Raw genomic sequence first — 21514 nt, 5'->3', positions numbered from 1 at the left:
CCCGATAGATTCCAGGTTGCAGCCCATTAAATTGCAATGAATAGGGCAGCAACTTGGAAGATGAGGGGAATAACGCCCATATTAAGGATAGAAGAACTAATGAGTCACGATATGACTAAGCATCTACTCTTTGCCAGTAGCTGGAAAAAATTTCCCTTTTCAACGAATTCTAGTGCTGTTGTGAATGAGCGCAGGTTGATATTGCTGTGTGATTTCAGCGAAAACTTTCGAGATAGTTTGAAGTCACGGTTAGGTGATACTGATTACATACATTGTACTTTGGTCAATAGTCAGGAGAGTAATGCCTGGCAGGGGTTTGAGCGTGTGGTGACTCGTTTGTTAGGTGAGTTGCAGCGTTTTTTAGGAGGCAGTAATAATGGACGCTGTATGGTTCAAGTGGTTTGCCCATCTGGTCAGCCATTTGGGTATCGGGGGGTATTGGGAATGCTGCGTAGTGCAGCGCAGGAAGATCCCCGGCTCAGCATTCAATTGATCGAAGTGGAAGGAACACCACAGGCAGCACAGTTGGCACAACTGCTGCAAGCAGGAACCAAACATCGCAGAGAGCATTTGCGTTTTTCCAATGACTATGTGGAAGTCCCTCATTGGGAAGAGGTTGTTAATAAAAAGGGGGTTAACTCTGTGAGTGTACCCTGGAAAGATAATGGTGTGTATCTGATTAGCGGGGGGGCTGGCGGTCTGGGAAAACTTTTGGCCGCAGATATCCCTCATCATGCTCTGGGGGTACGGCTTATTTGCTGTGGACGTTCAGCGGAAGCAGATCGCGAATTCATGGCATTAAATGGCCGGAATGGAGCATTGAAACTGGATTACCGTCAATTGGATGTCATAGATACTCAGTCAGTTACCGAACTGATTGCTAATCTGGTACGTGAGTACGGTAAACTGGATGGCATTATCCATGCCGCTGGTGTATTGCATGATAATTATCTGATCCGTAAAACCCACCATGAGTTACAGCAGGTGTTAGCCCCTAAAATTATCGGGCTTGTCAACCTTGATGAAGCCAGCCGTAACCTGCCGTTGGACTTTCTTCTGGCATTTTCATCCTGTGCGGGGGCTTTGGGCAATGTGGGGCAGGCGGATTATGCCGCAGCTAACGGCTTTATGGATGAATATCTGGAATATCGCCGTGGTTTGGTTGCCATGGGGCAACGTAGCGGTAACAGTGTCTCTATCGGCTGGCCGTTATGGTTTGAAGGCGGAATGAGCGTTGATGAAAGCTATTTGCCGGAAATTACCTCGCGTTTCGGTCAGCCACTCACCAAAAAGACCGGATTACATTTGCTGTATCAAGCGATGGCATCAGGTAAATCCCATTTATTAGCCATCGATCCGCAAGGTTCGGCAGCAGCATACTTATTTGAGGATATTGCCGATAATCTTGTGCCGAAGTTGAATGTCAGCTTGTCACCAGCCAAATCGCCAGATGGATTACACCAGCGCGTATTGTTGAAACTCAAACAGCTATTGGCTGATACACTAAAAATCAATATTGCACAATTGGATGCAGAGGCGTTGCTCGACAGTTTTGGGATTGATTCTTTGGCAGTGACGCGGCTGAATCAGCGTCTGTCCCAATGGTTTGGTGCTCTGCCTAAAACACTTTTTTATCAGTATCCAACCCTGAATGCACTCACTGATTGCTTAGCTAGTCAATATTTGGAAGGTTGTCAGGGCTGGTTGTCTGGATCTTCATCCAAAGCAGTAAAATCCAAAGCAGCAGACACAATAAAAACAGCGTCCAAAATAACCAAGAACCCTGCTTGCGAAAAACGCGAATATAAATCGACTGTTGAGCCAATTGCCATTATTGGTCTTAGCGGAAGATATCCCTCAGCTCCGGATTTGGAAACTTTCTGGCGTAATTTAAGTCGTGGAGAGGATTGTATTCGTGAAATTCCGAGTGAGCGCTGGTCGCTTGACGGTTTTTTTGAAGCTGATGCCCAACTGGCAGTAGAAAAAAGTAAGAGCTACAGCAAATGGGGGGCATTTCTTGACAATTTTGCGCTTTTTGATGCGGCATTCTTTGGAATTTCTCCACGTGAAGCGGCAGGGATGGATCCGCAGGAAAGATTATTTATAGAAACCGCTTGGTCAGTGCTGGAAAGTGCAGGTTATACGCGTCAGCGATTGAGAGAACAGCATGACTCCCGTGTTGGTGTGTTTGCGGGGGTCACCAAAACAGGTTTTGACAAACATCAATCTGTAGCGGCAGGGGGCTCTGTTCCCCGCACTTCATTTGGTTCATTGGCGAACCGTGTTTCTTATCTGCTGGATTTGCACGGCCCTAGCATGCCGATAGATACCATGTGTTCTGCTTCTTTAACGGCAATACACGAAGCATGTGAACATTTGCGTTCCGGTGCTTGCGAATTAGCTATTGCCGGAGGGGTTAACCTTTACCTTCACCCTTCTAATTATGTTGATCTATGCCGTTTCCGTATGCTGTCCAGCGATGGTTATTGTCGTAGCTTTGGTGAGGGTGGCGATGGTTTTGTACCGGGAGAAGGTGTCGGCTGTGTATTATTGAAACCACTGGCGCAAGCTCAGGCAGATGGTGACGCTATTCATGCCGTGATCTTAGGTTCGAGTATCAATCATGGTGGTCGCAGTAATGGCTATACTGTCCCTAATCTACAGGCTCAGGCTAATGTTGTGTGTGAAGCATTAGAACGCAGTGGGATATCGGCGGCGGATATCAGTTATATTGAGGCGCATGGAACCGGTACACGGTTGGGCGATCCGGTAGAAATTGACGGGTTAACACAGGCATTTTCATCTCATACTCAGGATCGTCAATTTTGTGCTATAGGTTCCGTTAAATCCAATATTGGTCATTTGGAAGCCGCGGCGGGTATTGCCGGTCTGACCAAAATTGTCCTCCAGTTACAAAACAAGCAGCTTGTTCCCAGCCTGCATGCAACAAGACTTAATCCTAATATTGACTTCTCTGTTACGCCATTCAGAGTACAAACACAATTAGCACCCTGGACTCAGCCAGATACTATTGGACAGAACAACGATTATAAGCCGCGTGTTGCTGGCATTTCATCGTTTGGTGCCGGTGGGGCTAATGCTCATGTGATAGTGGCAGAATATCAAGCTACAGCACCAGAAGTTTCCAGGCGAGACGTTGGTAAACCAGTATTACTACCGTTGTCAGCACGTAACAGTGAAGCGCTGTTGGCGCGGGTTCAGCAACTGAACGATTGGTTGGATAAACAGCAGACTGAGCCAGATCTTAATGCAGTCGCCGCAACATTGCAGATGGGGCGTGAGATGATGGACGAACGCGCTTGTTTTATTGCTCGTACCGCATCGGAATGGCGTGAGCAGTTAAACACTTTTATTGCTTCTCCTGAAACAAATGAGCGATGGTGGCGAGGTTCAGTCAGGGTTAACCGTGAAGTGACGGCACAGTTACAGGGCGATGCGGATTTACAGCGGCTACAAGCACATTGGATTGAGCAGCAAGCATGGAGCCAGCTTGCCGCATACTGGGTTAAAGGTATGCCGATCAATTGGCGGCGGTTATATGATGAGACTGTACCCGCGTTAGTGCATTTACCGACTTACCCATTCTCAGGCCAGCGTTTTTGGTTCGAGCCGCAAAGCCAAGTGTTATCTACAAAGCCAGAGCCAATTCAGGCTCCCGTATTGCCTAAAATTGAAAATCATCTCAATGCCAGCGACATTGAGAGCATATTGGTAGGGATGCTGTCTGATGTATTACAAATGCCAGAAAATGAGATCAATTGCAGCCGTTCGTTCGCTGATTACGGTTTGGATTCTATTCTCGGTGTTAATTTGGTTCACAATCTGAATGAGAATTTTGATATCCGGCTAGAAACATCGATTTTATTCGATCACAGTTCAGTAGAACGTCTGGCGAAATTTATCGTGCAAGAGTACGGAAATACATTCATGTTAGCCGCGCCAAATGTTACAACAAAACAGATAGCGCCTGTTTCAAATTCAGATTCAGATAAAGAAACCATAGCTGTTATCGGTATGGCGGCACGTTATGCAGGTACCCAGAATACCAATGAATTATGGCAGCATCTATTAGCCGGACACAATTTGGTGGAACCCGTTACACGTTGGGAGCTGGCTAAACAGGCGCCGGCATCCAAGTGCCATGCTGGCAGTTTTGTTGATGGCATTGAACAATTTGATCCGGTGTTTTTTGAAATATCAGGCCTGGAAGCGAGCCATATGGATCCACAACAGCGCATCTTTCTTGAAGAGTGCTGGAATGCGTTGGAAGATGCCGGTTATGTGGGTGAACGATTGCAAAACCGGGAATGCGGTGTTTATGTGGGTTGCTATTCAGGGGATTATTATGAATTGGTTGGTGAGCAGGCACCTGCACAAACATTATGGGGAAATATGGGATCAGTTGTGGCATCCCGTATCGCTTATTATCTGGATCTGAAAGGGCCTGCAATCAGTGTGGATACCTCTTGCTCCAGTTCTCTGGTGTCGCTGCATCTGGCTTGTCAGGATCTGCGTTCTGGCACCACGGATATGGCACTGGCGGGGGGCGTATTTATCCAAAATACACCGCGGTTATATCAGTTGGCGGGTCGTGCAGGTATGCTCTCATCAACAGGGGCTTGTCACAGTTTCGATAAAGAAGCCGATGGTTTTGTTCCCGGTGAAGGTGCTGGCGTGATAGTGCTCAAGCGTTTGTCTGATGCGCAACGTGACGGCGACCATATTTATGGTGTGATTCGGGGAACGGGTTTGAATCAGGATGGCACAACTAATGGCATTACTGCCCCCAGTGCGATTTCACAAGAGCAATTGCTGAAAAAGGTTTACGATGATTGTGGTGTCAAACCACGTGACATTCAGTTGGTAGAAACACATGGTACTGGAACGCCGCTCGGTGATCCCATTGAGTTCCGTGCCTTGAACCGCACTTTTGCCGGTGTACCGAAAGCGAGCTGTGCACTCGGTTCAGTCAAAACCAATCTTGGTCATACCCAGTTTGCTGCGGGGATGACAAGTGTACTCAAGGTGTTGTTATCTTTACAGCATCGTCAAATTCCACCCATGCTACATTTCAAGTCAGTTAACCGTGATATTGCGCTTGATGGCAGCCCGTTCTATATCAATACCCATGCCTGCGCCTGGGCAACGCCTGTTAATGGTGTGAGACGTGCAGCAGTCAGCTCTTTCGGTGCCAGTGGTACTAATGCTCATGTTGTGATTGAAGAGAGTCCGTTGCGGTCATTCGAGGCGGATAGGACTCAGCCACTGCCTTATTTGTTGTCGGCGCGAACACCCACGGCTTTACGACAGTCGGTTCAGCGTCTTTTAAATCATCTCCAGCGAGAAGAAGGCATTGTTGCAGATCATGTGGCGTATACTTTGGCTACAGGACGTAAACATTTTACCCATCGATTGGCTGTGGTTGCGGCAGGTTTACCACAATTGATAAAAAGTTTGCAAAACTGGCTGAATGGCAAGGCTGATACACTTTTATATCAGGGGGAAGTGACTGTGCAGGCTCATGCTGATGGTATAGCAAAACCGATGGTCGCAGAGGCCATTGCTCATGCTTATATTACCGGGCGCTGCAATGAATTCAGCTCAGCTTTTACCGCCAACCAACGCTTCTGTGTACCATTGCCTACTTATCCATTTGAACGAGCACGTTATTGGACAAGCCCGAACCAGCCAAGTGTGGCTACATTGAACAGTGACAGTCTGAGAAATAACAGCAAAATTCTCAGTGGTAACGAATTCTTCCTTGCTGATCACCATGTTAATGGAAAGGCCGTATTGCCAGGGGTAATGTCTTTGGAACTGGCGCATAGTATTGCTGCTAATCATGTTGCAACGACAGGAAACTTTACATCACTTTCTTTGCATGATGTGGTTTGGTTGGAAACGTTTGTGGTTGAGACAGCGGGCGCTAAGTTGCAAGTTGAACTGGATCGCACCACTCATGAATTCAGCGTACAGCGCGTTGATATCGCCAGTGGAGAATGCCGTATCCATTGCAAAGGAAAATTTAGTGCGTTGACAATCGATAAGCCAACCGCAATATCACTGCAATCCCTACATGCACAGTGTCAGCAATCTCTATTGACCCGTGAACAATGCTACAGGGCACTACAATCAGTGGGTATCCACCACGGTGAGCGGTTGCAGGCAATCGAATGTTTGTTTGTGGGTGAAGGTGAAGTATTGGCGCAATTGCAATTACCTGTTTCAGCCAGTGATGACCATTATGTTTTGCATCCATCTATGTTGGACAGTGCTGTACAGGCTGTGCTTGGGCTATATGCTGACGCCAACGGTAGATTGAACAGCAACCCGGATCAAACAATGGTGCCATTTGCTGTGGATAGTGTTCATATTTTTGCCACCACAACTCAGACTATGTGGGCGCATGTACGGCGTGTCGGCAATTTTGCATCAACAAACTCACAGCAAACCGAAAAAGTTGATATAGATTTATATGATAACAAAGGGCATTTGTGTGTACGACTGAATGGTTATACTTCGCGTCGTATTACTGTGGCTTCTACCGCTACCGCTTCCAAAGCATGTCTGCTAGTTCCATTGTGGAATGCACGATCTGTAATTGAAAAAAACAAAATCGAAAAATCGGGTTGGCAGGATGCTTATTCATCAATGTATACAAAACCAGTTCATACAAAACAAGCCGTGCTGGTGGGTGGTTCAGCGGCTGAACAAGTGGAATTGCGACAATATTTCCCCAATCTCAATACGTTGGTTGTGCATGATCAGGAAACCATTGAACAACTCGCAGCACGCTTACCAAACACCGCTGAACATTATATCTGGTTAGCACCCAATAAGTGGGATGGTGACTTACTTGCGATGCAGCAGCAAGGCACCTTATCTGCTTTCCGTTTGATCAAAGCATTATTGTGTTCAGGGGCGGATGTTCGGGAAATAAACTTTACTGTTGTCACGCGACAGGCTCGATTACTGCCCGGAGATACTTCTGTTGATCCGACCCATGCAGGAATACATGGATTATTCGGCACATTGGCAAAAGAATATCCTCATTGGCGAATCCGTGTTGTAGATATCGAAACTTCGGTAGCAGTGCCCTGGGATGATGTATTGTCACTACCACCGGATCCCCGTGCCGAAGTGCAAGCCTGGAGAAGGGGTGAGTGGTATTGCCAAAGTCTGCTTGAGCTACATGGCACCGAAGTTGAGGCCGATTTACTATTGAAACCCGGCAATGTCGTTGTTGCCATCGGTGGTGCCGGAGGAATCGGTGAGGTTTGGACCCGCCACATGATGCGTCGTTATGGTGTACGTGTCGTCTGGATTGGCCGCAGTCCACTGAATCCTGACATTGAGGCGCGTCGTCATGCACTGGCGGCTGATGGTCTCTTACCTGATTACATACAGGCAGATGCCACTGATCTTACTGCATTGCGACAGGCTTGCGATCATATCGTATCCCGTTATGGCCCTGTGTATGGTGTATTGCATACCGCTATTGTTCTGGGGGATCAGAGTCTGGCGCGCATGGATGAAACTCGCTTTAGATCCACTTACGATACTAAGGTTGCTTTATCAGTCAATCTGGCTGAGGTTTTTGCTTCTCAGCCGTTGCAATTCTTTACTTTCTTTTCTTCAATGCAATCCTTCTTCAAAGCGCCGGGGCAGGCTAACTATGCGGCAGGATGTGTCTTCGCTGACGCCTTTGCTGAACAGTTGCGACTGCGATTAAGTTGCCCTGTCAGAGTGATGAATTGGGGATATTGGGGAAGCGTGGGGATTGTCAGCAGTGAAGACTATCGTAAACGCATGGCGCAATCAGGGTTGGCATCCATTGAGCCCGAAGAAGGCATGGCGGCGTTCGATACTCTGATGTCGGGGCAGTATCCTCAACTGGCATTGTTGAAGGCCAACAATACCCGAAGTATTGACGGATTATATGATGGCGATGCGATCAAGATTCTGACACATCCAGCCCCCTCATTGATCGAAAAACTACATACCCGCCAACCCGATAGAAGCTATGAAATTGATCAATTACGTGTACGAGTCAATGGACACGCGAAATCAATGGATCATTCACTGTTACAGATATTATGGGCTCAGTTGCAGGCGTTAGGGCTATTCCAGGATACACAGGCAGCCAATGTTACCCAATGGCGGGAGCGGGGGGGCATTCTGGAGATATACCAGCGTTGGATGGAGCATAGCCTGCATGTATTGGCTGAGGCGGGTTACCTGCATCAACAAGAGGATGGGTTTTATGCTGCTGTAGTGGTTCGGCGAATTGATCCGGAGACCGCTTGGCAGGCATGGGATACCGCATGCAGCAATTGGCTGTGTGATGATGCGAAACGTGATCAGGCAGTGTTGGTTGATACTACCATACGTTCGCTTGGGGATATTCTCACGGGGCGTTGTCTGGCGACCGATGTTATGTTTCCGCGAAGCTCATTAAAGTTGGTGCAAAATGTGTATAAGAACAACCTGATAGCTGATTACTTCAATCAGGCATTGGCAGATATATTAATTGATTACCTGCGTCTGCGTATTGAAGAAGATCCGTCAGTGAAACTGCGCATTCTTGAGATTGGTGCAGGAACCGGAGGCACCAGCTCAGTTATCTTCCGGCGCTTAAGCGAATGGAAGGATCATATCGAAACTTATTGTTATACCGATATCTCACGGGCTTTCTTGTTACACGCCCGTAAAGAATATAGCGATATTGCCCCTTATCTTAACGGTCAAATTTTCAATGTAGAGCAACCATTGGCAGGGCAGTCTGTGGAACCCGGCAGTTATGATGTCGTGGTCGCAACCAATGTCTTGCATGCAACCCGTAATATCCGTAATTCACTGCAAAATGCTAAGGCTTTAGCGCGTAAGGGGGCTCTGTTGTTGCTGAATGAATTGAGCGATAACATTGTCTTTAATCATCTCACTTTTGGTTTATTAGAAGGATGGTGGCTCTATAACGATCCTGCGGTTCGCATCATGGGTTCGCCATGTTTAACGCCGACAAGCTGGCAACACATTTTGGGTGAGCTTGGATGGACGCAGTCATTTGTTGCAGCCAAAGGTGCAGATGATCTCTGTCAGCAAGTGATTGTGGCAGAAAGTGATGGAGCTGTCCGTCAACCGCGCATTGAAGGCAATTCGGCTTTTTGTGGTCAAATTGCCGATGAAGTACCGATCCCAAAAATTGAATCAGGTTTATTACATCATGCCCAACATGATGAACAACATGAATCACAGCAAGCAGGGAAAATTGCCGTTCGAGGGGAAGTGCATGATGAACAGATACGGGAGCGCGCCAGAAACTTTTTCCGTCAATTAGTGGCTGATACTTTGTGCCTGTCGGCAGAACAGATTGAGGCTGATGTTCCACTTGAACGCTATGGCATTGATTCTATTCTGGTAGTGCAATTGACTGACGCGGTGCGTAAGGTACTGAATAATGTAGGAAGTACGTTATTTTTTGAGGTGAAAACTATTGATGGATTGGTTGAGCATTTCTTATGTACTCAACCGGGAGCGTTGGCTAAGCTGGTAATTCCTGGGCTGATTATGCCAGAACATACCAACATCCAGCCACCATCAATAACCCGTTTTCCTGAATTGTGCCATATGAACAATATTAAAACTGGGCGCCCTGTGTTTTGGATTCATAGCGGCAATGGCGGGATCGGGAGTTATCAACCATTGGCCCAACGTAGTCAACGACCATTTTATGCCATTCAGCCGAAAGGCTATATAGAAGGGGATATCCTGGTAGGTCAGGAAGCAAAGGGGATTTATTATGCTGCCATTATCCGTTCGGTTCAACCTAAAGGGCCTTACGATCTCGGTGGTTATTCTCTGGGCGGAGTGTTGGCTTATGAAGTTGCTCGTCAATTGCAACTGCAAGGCGAAGAGGTTGCGACACTCGTGATGATCGATAGCCTTGATGGGACAACCAGTAATCATGCCAGTGCATTATCACATTGCGGGCGCAATAAGGACGAAATCGCCAAAGTCGGCTTGTTCCGTGCAGTCAATACGATACTGATGTTCAGTGATGTTCCCCTGCATGGCAGAGATACCTCGGCAATGATACACCGCGATGAAATTGATACTTCACTGCCTTATCCTGAATTATTTGATGTTCTGCTTGCTACAACATATGAACGTAGCAGCAATAAAAACAAAGCACAGCTTCGTGAACGAGTGATTCAGTTGGCGCGCTATTTTGAGGCGGTGCATGATGAACATTACGAAGTATTACCATTACCCCGCAAAGACGCATTGCGCTGTTATTACCTGAATAATTTCAGCGGTATTTTCTTCGGTCCTTACGAGCCATTTATGGTGTTATATCCCAGACATGATGTATCAACGGTAGACGGAACGTACTATTGGAAAGAGTGGAGTGAAAATATTGATGATTTTTACATGATTGATATTGATCTGGCGATACACAACGACTTGCTTACAGAACCTCGGTCACTGAAAAAAGTTCTGCGTTTGTGCGATACGCTCTATTCGGCTTAGCCTGTAACCGGACAACCCCTCGCCTGTCAGGCGAGGGCAATAAATCGATTAATTTACACATTGATATTGGGGTAAGAAATGGAATGCATACTGTTTCCGGGACAAGGCATACAAACCAAAGGCATGGGGGAAGCATTATTTGAGAAGTACCCGGATATGACTGCCTTGGCTTGTGATATTTTGGGCTATGACCTTAAGCGGATATGTTTGGAAAATCCGGATGGATTGCTGAACTGCACTCAATATACTCAGCCCTGCATTTATCTGGTTAATGCACTTTATTATCAGGCGCATTTGCAAAATGGTGGGCAGCGTGGCGACATTTTACTTGGGCATAGTTTGGGGGAGTACAATGCACTGTTGGCAGCCGGAGCGTTTGATTTTGAAACAGGCTTAAAACTGGTTGCCAAGCGTGGTGAATTGATGGGAGCTGTTCAGGGGGGAGCTATGTTGGCAGTGGTTGGTATTGAAGAGCCTGAACTACGTGAGTGTTTGATGAAGCATCATCTGGATGAACTTGATATCGCTAACTATAACACCCCAACACAGTACGTATTATCTGGCCCAAGTGAGAAAATTGAGAGGGCAGGTAAAATCTTAGAGCAGAGAGTCAGGCAGGCGGTTAAACTGAATGTTTCAGCGGCATATCACTCGCGCTATATGGAACCAGCACGTAAAGAATTCGCTGCTTTTCTAAAAGGGTTTCATTTCAATCCATTATCCATTCCTGTTATCGCTAATATTTCTGCTCTTCCTTATGAAAATAAAGTTATTGCCCATACATTGAGTGAGCAAATTACAGGATCAGTTCGTTGGGTAGAAAGTATTCGCCATGTGATAGAGAAAGGGGAATCATGTGCTTACCGAGAAATGGGCAATAGCCAAATATTATCCAGGATGGTGAACCAGATAGAGAAAATTAATTCTCCTGTTTCCTCCCTGAATAGACACTCTTCTCAACATCCTCAATCCATTGGTTCGCAGAATTCAACAGATAAAATGCCACTTTTTTGCTTACCCTATGCGGGGGCCGATGAGCGTGCATACACTGGTCTCGCTGAACATTGTCGTTTTTTAGATGTCATTACACTGGAGCGTCCGGGGCGTGGCAAGCGTCATGATGAGCCATTGTTAAGTGATGCAGATTCTATCGTTGATGACATATTGAAACAGCTTGCTGGTCGTCTGGATCGTCCTTTTGCCCTGTATGGACATAGTCTAGGAGCGTTGTTGGCATATTCGCTCTGTTGCCGTTTGCGCAAAGAAGGCCTTCCTTTACCGGTTCAAATGTTTGTTTCTGGTTCAGGGGCTCCTTCAGTACCCAGCCGTGAACATAATACCTGGCAATTGCCATCCGATGCTTTCTGGCAACATTTGCGCGAAATGGGCGGTGTTCCAGATGAATTATTGGAATTTAAGCCGATAATGGGCTTCTTTGAGCCGATCTTGCGTGCTGATTTTTCTGCATTGGGCAATTATGTTCATTGTGAAAGTGAGCCATTACCTGTTCCTATCACTACGCTGAATGGAGATAAAGAATGGTTTAGCGCAGCAGATATTCAGGCTTGGCAACGTGAAACGATGTATCCTTTGAACTTGCATCAATTTTCGGGAGACCACTTTTTTATTCGCTCACACTGGCAAACGATAGGACAACTGTTTGAATCCATTCTTTTATTGCCACCGCGTGCTAATCAGTCCAATATTGATAGCACATTCAGAAGTGTGCCAATAGCGGCAGCCTAAATCGTTATGTGGAACCATATGAAGGTATATACCGTTTCTGATCTCCATTTAGATTATCCGGCTAATCGTGAGTGGTTACATGAGTTGGATCGTTCCGCCTATGTAAATGATGTGCTGATTTTGGCAGGTGATATATCTGATTCACTTACCTTAATTGATGAATGTTTTTGTCAGTTAATGCAGCGTTTTGCTGCGGTATTTTATGTCCCAGGCAACCATGATTTATGGGTTAATCGTAGACAGAGCCAGATAAATACATCTATAGAAAAATTCGATGCAATATGCAGTTTGGCGGCCTTTTATGGTGTACAGATGCAGCCTTGCCAGTATGATGGAGTATCCATAATACCGTTGCTTAGTTGGTATGATGGGTCGTTTGGTAACATTTCACCTGCATTGCGTGAAATATGGATGGATTATTACGCTTGTATTTGGCCGGAACGCTTTGATGAAAAACATATTACTGAGTATTTTCTTGCTCTCAATCCATCATTAGAAGATGTAAGGCATCAAAATGCCACAATAACGATCAGTTTTTCACATTTTGTACCGAGACTGGACGTTATGCCAGATTATATTCCAATTAAGCACCGTCAGGTTTATCCGGTATTAGGTAGTGTATTATTAGATAAGCAATTACGGGAGTTAGGGGCGGATATACATATTTATGGGCACAGTCATGTCAACCGTGCGGTGTCAATTAATGGCGTTAAGTATCTTAATAATTCATTAGGTTATCCAAATGAATCCCAATTTACCAGAAGGCAATTACTCTGTGTTTACCCATAATATATTGCATTTTTTTAAGAATCATAAAATACAGTAGTAATAAACCACAAACGTTTTTATTGAGTTATTTTATTATATGAAAACTTTATTTTTGGAGTGCTAATAATGAAGGAAAATTATGATTTATTGAATTCTGTGTCGGAAACTTTATTTATCCCTTTGGCTTACAAAGCTGAGGAGACAAAGCGGAATAATCCTATAATTACAGATAAAAAAGCATGTGAAATAATCAAGAAGGTTGATTTTGATTTTCCAAAACTTAAAAATAAAAGAGCCAGCAGAGTAGGAATAGCACTCAGAGCAAATTATTTTGATCAGCAGGTCATTGATTTCATAAAAAATCATGAAAACCCAGTTGTTATTTCACTTGGATGTGGCCTGGATACTCGATATGACAGAATAGGCCATTACGCTGAAAAAGCGAAATTTTATCATGTTGATTTAGAAAGTGTCATAAATATTAGGCAGACTCTTATTCCACCAAAGAGAAATGATAATTATATATCAAGCTCAATGTTTGATGATAAATGGATAAGGCAAATCAAAGAAGAAACCAATCATAGTAACTATAATTTTATTATTGTTATTGAAGGGGTAATTATGTATTTCCCGGAAAATGAAAATAAATCTCTTTTCAATAGATTAGCGAAGGAATTCAAGGGAGCATATATAGCATTTGATTTGTTAAATAAATGGATGAGTTTAAGTTCCAAAAAGCACGAATCAGTTAAATGTTTTGATGCCACTTTTAAATCAGGTTTGGATGATGAAAGAGAAATTGAGAAATGGGCTGACGGTTTGACTTATATGGAAACGAAATTACTTAAAGATTGTCCAAGATTTGAAGATATGGGATTATTATGGGCATCTAAAATGCGCTTTATCCCCAAATATAGAACACAATTAAGAATGGTTATGTATAAAACGGATATGTAGTGTTTGTTTTGTGAATTAATTAACTCAAAAAATAGCACGGCGTTCTTTTAGGATATTTCATTCTGTTGCAAGTTTATTTATAAAAAATAGTTGTTACATTTTTTTATGATAAACCTCACAGAGGTAACTCATCCTTCATCCTCCTCCTTATATTTATTAATAAAGGAGGAGGCAAGGCTATCTAATACAATGTTTAATCATTATGTTAATTTTTATGGTTAATATGATTTTTTTATGAAGAAGGGTTGACTGTGAAATCTGACTTTTGGAAAAAGGTTTATCTTATTGTATTTCATAGCCTATTAATTTTATTACTTACAAGCTGTTCACAAAACAGTTTTATACAGAATAGTTTTTTAAAAAATAGTTTCATACAAAATAAGTGTTATTTGTTTAAAACTCAGGAGAAATCGATGTCTCATAATTTGAAGCAAATATCAGGCAGTGAACAAATTTATCGTTGTCATACTAACGCCTCTCATTCTGAGTCAGAAATTTCTCAAGCTTCTGCACACTGGGTTGATAGGCAGACGTTATTATGGTTAGGTGGGGAAGGGGAAGCCATTGTTCGCTTATATTACAACCAACGTAATAAGGTCGAGGCTAATGACCAAGGCTATTTTACTGATAACTATCTGACACTCACGCCAACAATTTTAAGTCAGGAAACAGCAAAAAAGTTTCCCCATCTGGCAAAGTGGGCGGCATTCCGTTTGCCTGAGCATACAGATGTTGATCAACTACTGACTGGTGATTTGGTGGCCGTGGCTGCTAGTGAGCAGGGTAAGTTGATATCGGCAACTCAGGTACAAACTGCTGGTGTACTGGATGACCGTTTCGCCGATTTTGCTGATAAATTGGAATATGGTGCGAGGATAAACGATGAGGGCGTGATTTTCAGGTTGTGGGCACCGACCGCACAAGAGGTTGGTTTGGTTATCTATGATAAAAATAAACAAATTATTGCCAAACATGCCATGCGACGTGACGCAGAGAGTGGTTCTTGGTCATGGCAGGGGAGTCAGTGTTTAATCGGGGCTTACTACCGCTATGCTTTAAAGGTGTTCCATCCATATTCTCGCAATATTGAACGTTATGAAGTGACCGATCCCTATTCTCACAGTCTATCCACCAATTCGGAATATAGTCAGGTCGTCAATCTGAGTGACGAATCCTTAAAACCACAAAACTGGGATAACTTGTTGGCCCCGCATCCGCAAAATACCCCAACGGATATTGCGCGCATGGCTATCCATGAAGCTCATATCCGTGATCTTTCTGTTGCAGATAGGACAATACCAGAAGGTTGGCGTGGTAAGTATTTGGCACTGGCTGACAATAACAGTGATATGTTCAAACATCTTAAGGCGCTAAGTCGGGCAGGAATGACACATATAGAGTTGTTGCCTGTGTTTGATATCGCTTCTGTGAATGAATTTAGCCATCAGGTCGCCGATCTTGATCAGCCTTTTAGCCGCCTGTGCCAAATCAACCCAGAGGTGAAAAATAGCCGTTTTGCTGCTTATTGCCATGATTCACTGATCGGCTCATTGACTGTGCGGGAAGTTTTGCAGCAATTGCGACGTAATGACAGTATCAATAGTCCGCAAGTGCAGGAATTAAATACTATGGTGGCAAAAACGGATTCTTACAACTGGGGTTATGATCCGTTTCATTACACAGTACCTGAAGGCTCTTATGCGACTAACCCTGAAGGCTCAGATCGTATAAAAGAATTTCGTACTATGATACAAGCCATCAAACAGCAATTGGGCATGAACGTGATTATGGATGTCGTTTACAACCATACCGATGGTGCTGGCCCGGCATCCCGAACGTCGGTATTGGATAAGATTGTGCCTTGGTATTACCACCGATTGGATGAAATAACCGGCCACATTGAAAATAATACGTGTTGTTACGATACGGCACCGGAACGCCGTATGTTTGCCAAGCTTATTGAAGATTCGCTAGTGACTTGGGTTAAAGAATATAAGATAGATGCGTTTCGATTTGATTTAATGGGTTATCACCCTAAAACACAGATTTTATCAGCACTGGCAAAAGTTCGCGCTATTAATCCGTCGGTCTACTTTTTCGGGGAGGGATGGAATTCCGGGCAGGATGATCGGTTTGAAACCGCTTCACAGATTAATCTGAAGGGGACTGGCATTGGTACTTTCTCTGACAGGCTAAGGGATGCTGTGCGTGGCGGCGGGCCGTTTGATTTTGCCGACACTATCCGCATGAATCAGGGAGTCGGCAATGGTGTTGGAACATTACCCAATGAAATTGCGCGATTAGACGCAAATGAAATTCGCCATTTGTGGGATTTGGTGCGTCTTGGCATGGCTGGCAATTTGGCTGACTTTGTTATGATTGATAAAGATGGTGCGGTGAAAGCCGGCCGGGAAATTGATTATAAAGGTGTCGCTGCGGGTTATGCCTCAGATCCTATTGAAGTGCTGAATTATGTCTCTAAGCACGATAATCAAACGTTGTGGGACATCATTAGTTATAAAGCTGCACCGCAGGCAGATCTCATGACAAGGGTTCGTATGCAGGCAGTTTCTCTTGCCACAATATTTCTTGGGCAAGGCCTGGCTTTTGATCAGCAAGGATCTGAGTTATTGCGTTCAAAATCGTTTACCCGTGATTCTTATAATGCAGGTGATTGGTTTAATCGGGTGAGCTATGACTACAAGGATAATAACTATGATGTGGGAATGCCGGAACGTAGCAATGATGGTAACAATTACCCACTGATTGATCGCGTTAAAAATCGGGCAAAAAAACCAGGCCAACGTGAATTATTACAGATGAACGCTTTTTATCAGGAGTTATTGCGATTACGTCAGTTTTCACCTTTGATGACGCTAGGTGATGGTGCTGCCGTTAAGCAACGAGTTGATTTTGTAAATGTTGGCCCACGTCAGCAAATAGGATTATTGGTAATGACCATTGATGATGGCAACACGACATCTCATGATTGTGATTGGCGATTTGATGGTTTGGTGGTGGTGATTAATGCTGCTCCGTGGTCTACCACTGTTAAGGATCTGAGCGTTGGCGGATTGAAATTAAATGATATTCAACGTGAGTTGGGCAAGGATTCTCTGGCTGCGGGAATACAAATAACGGAAAAGGGTGAAGTCACCATGCCGGCTTGGTCAGCAGCAGTGCTGGTTTTACCTCAGGAAGGAATGCGTGGTACAGGGCTGCCTGTCCGCCGGAAGTAGTGTGCCGCTATTTTTGGTTTTATGGATTTATGAATTTCATGCCCTTAGATTTTGTCTTGGGGCATGATTTTTACGGTATATGGTTTTATATGAATAGCCCAAGCCGGGCAGTTAAAGGTAGGTTGCTTAAGTAGCTTGTTTGGGTAGGTTTTTGAAACAGATTGTTTAAGGCATAAACCGATAACCTATCCCTGTTTCTGTCAGCAAGTGCTTAGGGCGGGCGGGATCTGCTTCTAATTTTTGTCGCAGGTGCCCCATGTAAATTCTCAGATAATGATTGTGTTCAACGAAATTTGGCCCCCAAACATGATTAAGTAAATGGCGTTGAGTCAGCACCTTGCCGCTGTTAGTGAGCAATTCGGTCAGTAAGCGATACTCAATAGGGGTCAGGTGAAGCTCATTCTGTCCTTTTAAAACCCGACGATTTACCAAGTCCACCTGGATATCTGAAAAGTGAATCACAGGATCGAGTTGATTGGCTTTAGATGAGCGGCGCAGGGCAACGCGAACTCTGGCGATCAATTCGTTGATGCCAAAAGGCTTACTGAGATAATCGTCAGCACCACAATCCAGAGCCGTGACTTTATCTTGTTCGCTGTCACGGGCAGAAAGCACAATAATTGGAATATCGCTCCACTGGCGTATATCTTCGATTAAGTCAATACCATTGCCGTCAGGCAACCCCAAATCAAGGATCAATAAATCGGGTTTGCGGGTGGCGGTTTCAATTAAACCTCGTTTCAATGTATCGCATTCAAAAACCTGCCAGTTTTCTCCTTCCAGTGCTAATCGGACAAAACGCCGGATCTCTTTTTCATCTTCGACGATTAGGATGGTACTGTTTTTAATAGTACGAACATGTGTTGTACTGACAGTAGCTGAATTCAGATTAGTTGTACTCACATTTCCTCAAAGGCGTCTTCAATTTTAGGTGGATCTTCTAACGGTAGAATAAAGTGAAAACTGGCTCCACCTTTTTTATTGTTATTTGCCCATATCTTTCCTCCATGAATATCAATAATAGATTGGCAGATGGCTAAACCCAATCCGACACCCGGTATGGCAGATTCTTTGCTGGCGCGTGAGAATTTATCAAAAATAAGCTGTTCCTGTCCGGGGGGAATTCCTGTCCCTGCATCCCAGATTTCGATATGCACCTGTCTTTTTTCAGTTTTTTGTTCAATGGTGGCCTTTATACCAAGAGGGGTGTGTTCATGGGTATATTTCATGGCATTTTCCAGCAGGTTGATAAAAACACGTTCCAACAAAGCGGCATCACAATGCAGAAGTAAATTGGCAGGTAGAGAAAGTTCTACGGTATAACGATTAAGGGTATATTCCAATGAGCGCAAAGCGCTGCCGACAATTTCTTCCAGCGAATACCATTCGAGATTGAGCTGAATCCCGCCTGATTGAATGCGCGCCATATCCAGCAGATTATTAACCAGTCGTGAAGTGCTGAGAATTTGCTGGCGGATTTGATTAACTTGTTGGGTGTGTACTGAGTTCTCAGCGGATAAATCCAACATGAGGATTTCTGTTTGTCCAAATAACACAGTTAATGGAGTACGTAAATCGTGAGACAAGGCGGCTAACAAAGAGTTGCGGAGTTGTTCCCGCTCGGTTTCCAATTTGGCAGATTCAGCGCTGCGGGTAAGGTGTAAGCGTTCCAGTGCATTGGCGATAATTCCCGTGAAGGTTTGTAATAACCGTTGTTGTTCCGGGACGAGTAGCTGGCGCAGGTTAGAGGATTCAATGGCAAGAATGGCAAATACCTGTGAAGGTGTGGCAATAGGCAATAATTGGTAAGGTACTCCCGGTAATGTATCAGTACCCGCCCCGGCAGGTTGTTTTTTATCGAAGCACCATTTGGCAACTGCTTCGTCAATTTGCATCTGACCACCGTCATTGGATTTTACCTGATATAAATGATGGTTGCTGTCTGGCAGCAACAACCCTGTTTTTGCCTGAAAGCTATTGGATAAAAAGTGATAGCTGATACGGGCAATATCTTCTTCATTCATGGCCTTGCTCAGCTCACGGGTAATTTCATATAGATGCCGTGTGCGTTGCTCACGATAACGGGCAATTCTGGCCTGATAGCGTATACCCGCAGTCAGGTTTCCTACGACAGCACCGACAATCAGCATGACAGTAAATGTGAGCAGGTATTGCATGTCCGTAACCGCCAGTGACCAGTGCGGTTGGACAAAAAAAATGTCGAAACTAATGACGTTGACAAAAGCAGCAAAAACCGACGGCCAACGACCATAAAAAAGGGCGATGATGACAACACCGAGCAGGTAGAGTGTCACCAGATTGGCTTTATCAAGGGTGAATAAGAAAGTGCGGGAAAATAGAGTAATGAGGGCGCAGAGTACAATAGCCATCATGAAACCCTGAATCGGGATCCGCCATTTTTCATTGAATGGTCGGTTATCTTTTTGTTCTTTATCCCAGCGTTTTTTGTCTTCCAAAGCAACAATAATCAAATCAAGGTCTGGGCCTAGTTTTCCCAGTCTTTCCGAAAAATCAGGACGCCATTTATAGCCAAAAAGTATCGGGTCAAAGAGTGTCGGATGTGAGTCGTAATAGCGACCAATAAGGATTTTGCCCAGATTATGTTCTCTTGCATAGCGCAGGATCGCTTTTTCTTCATGAGAATCGGAAAGTGTTGCGGTTTCAGCTCCCAGATCTTGTGCTAGTTTCAGGGCCTTCAAGATGGTACGTCGTTTGCTTTCTGGCAGCCGGTGTAATCTGGGGGTTTCAACGTAAACAGCGTGCCAGACACAATCTAACTTTGCTGCCAAACGGGCCGCTTTTCGAACTAATTTTTCATTGCCGGCGTTGTAACCAATGCACAACAGCAAATTATCCCGCGTGTGCCATACAGGCTCTTTTCCCCGGGTATCACGGATAGCACGCATTTGATCATCAACGCGATCTGCTGTGCGACGTAGTGCCAATTCACGCAGAGCAATCAGGTTCTCTTTACGAAAGAAATGTTCAATGGCTCGTTCGGCCTGATCTGAAAGATAAACTTTACCGTCTTTGAGCCGTTGGCGCAGATCATCAGGGGGAAGATCAACCAGAACAACATCATCGGCCTGATCAAAGATATGATCGGGAATGGTTTCCCGAACACGAATACCAGTAATACCACCGACAATATCGTTCAGGCTTTCCAGATGTTGCACGTTGATGGTGGTCAGAACATCAATGCCTGCTTCCAGTAATTCTTCAACATCTTGCCAGCGTTTGGGATGCCGGCAACCCTGTGGGTTACTGAATGCCAATTCATCCATCAGAATAATGGCCGGATGGCGGGCGAGCGCGGCATCAATATCAAATGCGGCAACCCTTCGCTCGTGATGGCGGAAGTACTTTGATGATAACCGGGGCAATCCTTTCAGCAGGGCGGCGGTTTCTTGCCGCTCATGGGTTTCAACAACGCCGATAATAACATCCAGACCTTGAGCCAGCAGGCGTTGGGCTTCTTGTAGCATGGCATAGGTTTTGCCGACACCGGCACAAGCCCCGAAAAATATTTTGAGCTTGCCGCGTGGTTTTTCATTTGCCAATACCAGTAAATCATCCGGATCAGGACGTTGAGGTTCATTTTGAGCCATCGCTTATTTATCTCCTGTTTTTAGGTCGCCTGTTTTCAGGTCGCTTGTATTCAGGTTATCCAGTGCCAGATTCAGTTCCAGTACATTGACTACGGGTTCACCCATATATCCTAACAGGGGATGTTTAATATTTTTCTGAATTAATTCATCAATCACCTGTAGCGGTAAATGACGGGCTGTTGCCACACGTTGTGCCTGAAACTCGGCTGCCGCAGGAGAGATATGGGGATCAAGCCCACTGCCGGAAGCTGTCACTAAATCGACAGGAATCGGAAGGTTTTCAGGGTAATTAAATAGGCGTGCTTTAATAGTGTTTTCGTGAATTTTACTGATTAACGCCGGATTAGTTACAGCGAGGTTACTGCCTCCGGATGATAGTGTGTTATACGGTTTTTCTGCCGTCATGGAAGGACGTCCATGAAAATAGACGGATTTCGTAAAATTCTGACCGATTAATTCAGAACCAACTAATAGGCCATTTTGCTTAATCAACGAACCTTGAGCCTGATGGGGAAATAGGATATCTGATATCCCTGTCACCAGAAGTGGGTAGGCAATTCCGGTAATTAGGGTAAGAAATGTCAGTAAAACAATCGAAGAGCGTAACCAAATCATTTTCATCAC

Annotated in this window: 8 protein-coding genes; 5 read left to right on the top strand and 3 right to left on the bottom strand. The window is 44.7% G+C overall.

The genetic code is table 11. The features are described 5' to 3' along the window. Window positions 1–111: 111 nt before the first annotated feature. The 5 genes from Xenpb_RS02870 to pulA all read left to right on the top strand — a co-directional run bounded on the left by Xenpb_RS02870 (window position 112) and on the right by pulA (window position 17261). Window positions 112–10551 (top strand): SDR family NAD(P)-dependent oxidoreductase, encoded by a 10440-nt coding sequence (locus Xenpb_RS02870; RefSeq protein WP_187653007.1) that lies wholly within the window; start codon window positions 112–114, stop codon window positions 10549–10551. Window positions 10552–10629: 78 nt separating this feature from the next. Beyond that, window positions 10630–12297, top strand: coding sequence for an ACP S-malonyltransferase (gene fabD / locus Xenpb_RS02865; RefSeq protein WP_187653006.1), 1668 nt, complete (start codon window positions 10630–10632; stop codon window positions 12295–12297). Window positions 12298–12315: 18 nt separating this feature from the next. Further along, the gene (locus Xenpb_RS02860) at window positions 12316–13086 is read left to right on the top strand and encodes a metallophosphoesterase (protein WP_222942850.1); all 771 of its coding nucleotides are present in this window, start codon (window positions 12316–12318) and stop codon (window positions 13084–13086) included. A gap of 105 nt (window positions 13087–13191) precedes the next feature. Next, window positions 13192–14022 carry a class I SAM-dependent methyltransferase gene (locus Xenpb_RS02855; protein WP_187653004.1) on the top strand — a complete coding sequence of 277 codons (831 nt, stop codon included), beginning with the start codon at window positions 13192–13194 and terminating at the stop codon, window positions 14020–14022. Window positions 14023–14435: 413 nt separating this feature from the next. Then, entirely contained in the window at window positions 14436–17261 is a 2826-nt protein-coding gene (gene pulA, locus Xenpb_RS02850; RefSeq protein ID WP_187653003.1) for a pullulanase-type alpha-1,6-glucosidase, read from the top strand. Between the two features lie 165 nt (window positions 17262–17426). Here the strand turns inward: pulA and kdpE are convergent, their stop codons facing one another. The 3 genes from kdpE to kdpC are packed head-to-tail and all read right to left on the bottom strand — an operon-like array spanning window position 17427 to window position 21505. Beyond that, window positions 17427–18110: a two-component system response regulator KdpE gene (kdpE, locus tag Xenpb_RS02845; RefSeq protein WP_187653082.1), complete on the bottom strand. Its 684-nt coding sequence runs from the start codon at window positions 18108–18110 to the stop codon at window positions 17427–17429. A gap of 50 nt (window positions 18111–18160) precedes the next feature. After that, on the bottom strand, window positions 18161–20890 hold the full coding sequence (kdpD, locus tag Xenpb_RS02840) for a two-component system sensor histidine kinase KdpD (RefSeq protein WP_187653002.1): 2730 nt from the start codon (window positions 20888–20890) through the stop codon (window positions 18161–18163). A 3-nt stretch (window positions 20891–20893) separates the two neighbouring features. Beyond that, a complete protein-coding gene (kdpC, locus tag Xenpb_RS02835; protein ID WP_187653001.1) occupies window positions 20894–21505 on the bottom strand; it encodes a potassium-transporting ATPase subunit KdpC in 612 nt (203 codons plus the stop codon). Window positions 21506–21514: the final 9 nt, after the last annotated feature.

Source organism: Xenorhabdus sp. PB62.4, assembly GCF_014467285.1.
GTDB lineage: Bacteria > Pseudomonadota > Gammaproteobacteria > Enterobacterales > Enterobacteriaceae > Xenorhabdus.
This window is presented reverse-complemented; position numbering and strand designations above follow the sequence as displayed.

What these genes read in the sequence shown, in the direction of transcription:
- pulA (WP_187653003.1), top strand. Translation starts at nt 14,436, where the DNA reads ATGTCTCATAATTTGAAGCAAATATCAGGCAGTGAACAAATTTATCGT.
- fabD (WP_187653006.1), top strand. Translation starts at nt 10,630, where the DNA reads ATGGAATGCATACTGTTTCCGGGACAAGGCATACAAACCAAAGGCATG.
- Xenpb_RS02860 (WP_222942850.1), top strand. Translation starts at nt 12,316, where the DNA reads ATGAAGGTATATACCGTTTCTGATCTCCATTTAGATTATCCGGCTAAT.
- Xenpb_RS02855 (WP_187653004.1), top strand. Translation starts at nt 13,192, where the DNA reads ATGAAGGAAAATTATGATTTATTGAATTCTGTGTCGGAAACTTTATTT.
- kdpC (WP_187653001.1), bottom strand. Translation starts at nt 21,505, where the DNA reads ATGATTTGGTTACGCTCTTCGATTGTTTTACTGACATTTCTTACCCTA.
- Xenpb_RS02870 (WP_187653007.1), top strand. Translation starts at nt 112, where the DNA reads ATGACTAAGCATCTACTCTTTGCCAGTAGCTGGAAAAAATTTCCCTTT.
- kdpD (WP_187653002.1), bottom strand. Translation starts at nt 20,890, where the DNA reads ATGGCTCAAAATGAACCTCAACGTCCTGATCCGGATGATTTACTGGTA.